Here is a 4,723-nt window from a genome sequence, read left to right on the forward strand (position 1 = left end):
CCGGCCGGGCGGCCGGCGGCCGCCGGGGCACCCCCGCCCGACCGGAACGTCGGGCGGCCCCGGGGCTGACACCCCGGGCCGGCCCGCCGTTCGACGTTCGGGCGCTCCGCTCACCGGTCCCTCGGCTACTCGACCTTCTCGGCCGGGGCCGCCAGGCCCGCCGACCACTTCTCCTCGACCCGGCCGAGCTTCCAGTAGGCGATCGCCGCCGCCCAGGTGAGCACGAAGAGGCCGACGATCGCGTAGCCGACGAAGTTGAGGTCCAGCTCGCCGATCCAGGCGATCGGCCCGCTGGTGATGTCCAGCTTCTCGCCGAGCAGCCCGAGCAGCTCGATCGAGCCGATGACGAGCGCGACCAGCACCGAGAGACCGGTGACGGTCAGGTTGTAGTAGATCTTGCGGACGGGCTTCGAGAACGCCCACTCGTAGGCGAAGTTCATGAACGAGCCGTCGATGGTGTCCAGCAGGCTCATGCCCGCCGCGAACAGCACCGGCAGCACCAGCAGCGCGTACCAGGGCAGCTGGAACGCGGCCGCGCCGCCCGCCAGGACCAGCAGCGAGACCTCGGTCGCGGTGTCGAAGCCGAGGCCGAACAGCAGGCCGACCGGGTACATGTGCCAGGGCTTGGTGACGGCCCTGGTCACCCGGCCCAGGATCCGGTTCATGAAGCCGCGCTTGTCGAGCTGCTGCTCCAGCTCGGCCTCGTCGAACTCGCCCTCGCGCATCTTGCGGAACACCTTGAGGATGCCGTTGAAGGCGCCCAGGTTGATCAGACCGATGAGCAGTAGGAACGTCCCGGAGACGGAGACGCCGATCAGGCCGGTCGTGTCGTGCAGGGTGGAGTCGTCGGACTCGACCTGCCCGGCCAGGGACTGGATGCCGAAGGCGAGCAGCGCGCAGAGGCCGAAGACGATCGAGGAGTGGCCCAGCGAGAACCAGAAGCCGACCGAGAGCGGGCGGTTGCCCTGGCCCATCAGCTTGCGGGTGGTGTTGTCGATGGCCGCGATGTGGTCCGCGTCGAAGGCGTGCCGCATGCCCAGGGTGTAGGCGGTGAGGCCCATGCCCGCGCCGAACACCTGGCCGCCGACGTCGTAGTGCTCGGGCGCGATGACCGCGAGGAGGGTGAACCAGCCGATCACGTGCAGAGCGAGGATGAAGCCGCCCATACCGGCCAGGCGGACCCACTCCTCACGGGTGAGCCGGTCGCGCCATCTGACGGCGGTGGCACCTGCGGCGGGGCTGGACATCGTGTCGTCCTTTCGGGGGAGCGTGCGGAGCTGGGCCATCTTTCCCTCGGGGGGGAAGTACTTGCAAGTCATACGCAAGTACTGGTGGGGGGCGGTCGAAGGCCCGACGGCGCGCGAGGGGCGCGTTCCGGAAGAGCCCGAATCCTCCCAAAGATCGTCATGCACCGTACAAAATCTCGTAACCTCCGGAGGCTTTCACCGCCTCCTCCCTCGCGCGGATACTCACGTTCTACGCGCGAATACTCGGGCGCCGAAACCTCAACTCCCCACGGAGGCAAGGCATATGATCCGCATCAGAACGGCTGCCGCACTGACCGCCGCGGCCCTCCTCACGGCCGGCGTGACCGCTCTGACCCCCACCGCCTCGGCCTCCCCCGCCGTCGCGACCGGCGCCGCCGCCGTCCCCGCCTCGGCGAGCGCCACCCCGCACCGGGTGCTGTTCGACAACAGCAAGGCCGAGACCGCCGGCAACGCCGACTGGATCATCTCCACCAGCCAGCCCGACCCGCTGGCCCAGAACGCCAACCCCAGCACCGAGAAGAGCTGGACGGGCGCGCTCTCCGCCTGGGGCGTCGCCCTGCAGAGGACCGGCCAGTACAGCCTCAAGACCCTCCCGGCCGGCTCCACCATCAGCTACGGCACCGGGTCCGCGCTCGACCTCGCCAACTTCGACACCTTCGTGGTCCCCGAGCCGAACATCCGCTTCAGCACCGCCGAGAAGGCCGCCCTGATCCGCTTCGTGCAGAACGGCGGCGGGCTCTTCCTGATCTCCGACCACACCCAGAGTGACCGCAACAACGACGGCTGGGACTCCCCCGCGATCATCAACGACCTGCTCACCAACAACGGGGTGAACAACAACGATCCCTTCGGCTTCGGCGTCGACGTCAAGAACATCTCCACCGACAACCCGCGCGCCGTCAACGACGCCGCCGACCCCGTCCTGCACGGCCCCTTCGGCACCGTCACCGGCTCGATCCTGCGCTCCGGCACCACCTTCACCCTGAAGCCCGCCGACAACCCCTCCGTCAAGGGCCTGCTCTACCGGACCGGCTACAGCGGCACCACCGGCGCCTTCTTCGTCACCAGCGGCTACGGCAGCGGCCGGGTCGCGATCTGGGGCGACAGCTCCCCGGCCGACGACGGCACCGGGCAGTCCGGCAACACCCTCTACGACGGCTGGAACGACCCGGCGGGCACCAACGCCGCCCTCGCCCTCAACGCCACCGCCTGGCTCAGCAAGGCCTGACCCCGGGGTCTCCCGGCGCTCACCAGGACATGGACGGCATCCTCCCCTAGGGTCGGACTGCTGACGCCTGCGGCGCGGGCGGGCCCCCGGGCCCGCCCCGCACCGTGGCCCGCCGAGCGGGAACCCCCGCCCCCGGGGCCCGCCGATCCGGGACTCGATGGGAGCGGCCATGCCCTCGCACTCCTACCGCACCGTCCGCGAGGACGCGCGCGTCCCGCTGGCCGACGGCACCGAGCTGTACGCCCGGCTCTGGCGCCCGGTGACCGACGACCCCGTCCCCGTGCTGCTGGAGTACTCCACCGGACGCCTCACCGACCGGACGGCCTCCGACGACGCCCGCCGCCACCCCTGGTACGCGGGCCACGGCTACGCCGCGGTCCGGGTCGACGCCCGCGGCCACGGCAACTCCGGCGGCCGGCCCAACGGCGGGAGCGGCGACGAGAACGGCGGGAACCGCGACGGGGAACTCGCCGACGGCGCCGACCTCCTGCGCCGGTTCGCCGCCGAACCCTGGTGCAGCGGCCGGATCGGGCTGCTCGGCACCGGCCCGGCCGGCGCCACCGCCCTGCGGCTCGCCGCCCACGCCCCGGACGCCGTGCAGGCCGTGGTCACCGCCTGCCCCGACGGCGGGCACCGCCTCGGCGGCGCCGCCCTCGCCACCGACCTGCACACCCGCGCCACCGCCCGGCTCGCCGACGCCGCCCTCCCGCCGGACCCGCTGTACGTCGCCGACGACTGGCGGGCGCTGTGGCGGGAGCGGCTCGACGCCCTGGAGCCCGACTTCCCCGCCCGGTTCGCCCCCGGGTGGGGCGGCCTGCCGGACACCGCCGCCGTCCCCACCCTCGCCGTCGCGGGCTGGGGCGACCCGTCCTGCGCGGCGGTCCTGCGCCTGCTCGCGGACGGCACCGCCGCCGTCCCGGTCCGCGCCGTCCTCGGCCCCTGGCCGCACGGACTGCCGGACGACGTCCTGACCGAGACGCTGCGCTGGTGGGACCACTGGCTCAAGGACACCGACACCGACACCGGCGCCCTGCGGACCCCGGCCCTGCGCAGCTGGATCAGCGGCCGCTGGACCGCCGACGACCCCTGGCCCTCGCCCGACGTCCGAGCCGTCCGCTACGGCCTCGACGGCCCGCTGCGCACCGCCGGCACCGCATCCGACGACCGCCACGTCCACGTCCGGTCCCCGCAGCACACCGGCCTCGACGCCGGCGCGTACGTCCCGCTCGACCGCCCCGCCGACCGGCCGCCGGACCAGCGGGAGGAGGACGGACGCTCGGTCTGCTTCGACTCCCAGCCCCTGCCCGAACCGCTGGAGCTCCTCGGCACCCCGTCCCTGCGCCTGCGGCTGCGGCCCCCGGCCGACGCCGGCCGCGACGCCGGCCCGATCGTGGCCCGGCTCTGCGACGTCGCCCCCGACGGCACGTCCACCCTGCTCACCCGGGGCGCCCTGCTCACCTCCGCCGGGGCGCCGGACGTCACCGTCGACCTCGCCGCCGCCGGCCACACCGTCCCGTCCGGCCACCGCCTCCGGCTCGCCCTCTCCTGCACCTACTGGCCCTGGCTCTGGCCCGACCCCGAGCCCGCCGGCTTCGGCGTCGACCCCTCCCGCAGCACCCTGACGCTGCCCGTCCGCCACCTCGCCGCCGACGCCGGCGCCGCCCCCGTCGTCCTGGCCTCCCCCACCCTCCCGCTCCCGCCGCCGGTCCACCTGACCGAGCCGCTCACCGCCCGCCCCGAGCGCCTCACCGTCCACGACATCGCCCGCCACGAGTGGCGCACCGAGCTCTCCCCCGCCTCCGACGGCAGCCGTACCCACCCCGACGGTCTGGTCCGCGACGAGCACACCGTCACCGCCTACCGGATCCTCACCGCCGCCCCCACCAGCGCCCAGGCCCGCAGCGACCGCACCGTCCGGCTGGAGCGCCCCGCCATCGGCTGGGACGTCACCGTCCAGACCCGGACCGAGCTCCGCTGCACCCCCACCCACTTCCTCGCGCACACCCACCTGACCGCCCTCGAAGCCGGCGGTGTGGTCTTCACCCGCGACTGGCAGCAGCGGATCCCCCGCGACACGGTGTGATCCGGGTGGTCCGGCCCCACCGGACCAGACATCCGAGCGCCCGCGGGCCGGGCAGGGCCGGGCCCCGGCCGCGCCGACCCCGGGGGGGGGGGGGGGGGCCCGGGGGAAAGGCACCCCGAACGGGGCCGGTGACTGAGCCGTGAA

General features: G+C 74.0%; 2 protein-coding genes and 1 pseudogene. 2 read left to right on the forward strand and 1 reads right to left on the reverse strand.

Translation table 11 applies throughout. From position 1 onward, the window contains the following. Nucleotides 1–125: 125 nt before the first annotated feature. Nucleotides 126–1,247 carry a HoxN/HupN/NixA family nickel/cobalt transporter gene (locus ACFXHB_RS30550; protein WP_380577909.1) on the reverse strand — a complete coding sequence of 374 codons (1,122 nt, stop codon included), beginning with the start codon at nt 1,245–1,247 and terminating at the stop codon, nt 126–128. A gap of 283 nt (nt 1,248–1,530) precedes the next feature. On the opposite strand from ACFXHB_RS30550, the pseudogene ACFXHB_RS30555 reads away from it, so the two are divergent. Together ACFXHB_RS30555 and ACFXHB_RS30560 are read left to right on the forward strand one after the other, a co-directional pair. After that, nucleotides 1,531–2,493 (forward strand): annotated as a pseudogene (locus ACFXHB_RS30555) (hydrolase); the annotation flags it as partial. Between the two features lie 172 nt (nt 2,494–2,665). Next, nucleotides 2,666–4,579, forward strand: coding sequence for a CocE/NonD family hydrolase (locus ACFXHB_RS30560; protein WP_380577910.1), 1,914 nt, complete (start codon nt 2,666–2,668; stop codon nt 4,577–4,579). The last annotated feature ends 144 nt before the right edge of the window (nt 4,580–4,723 follow it).

The sequence above is a fragment of the Kitasatospora sp. NPDC059327 genome, from assembly GCF_042752535.1.
Taxonomy (GTDB): Bacteria; Actinomycetota; Actinomycetes; order Streptomycetales; family Streptomycetaceae; genus Kitasatospora.

Bases quoted from the DNA above. Each gene is read 5' to 3' on its own strand.
- ACFXHB_RS30550 (WP_380577909.1), bottom strand. From the start codon at position 1,247: ATGTCCAGCCCCGCCGCAGGTGCCACCGCCGTCAGATGGCGCGACCGG.
- ACFXHB_RS30560 (WP_380577910.1), top strand. From the start codon at position 2,666: ATGCCCTCGCACTCCTACCGCACCGTCCGCGAGGACGCGCGCGTCCCG.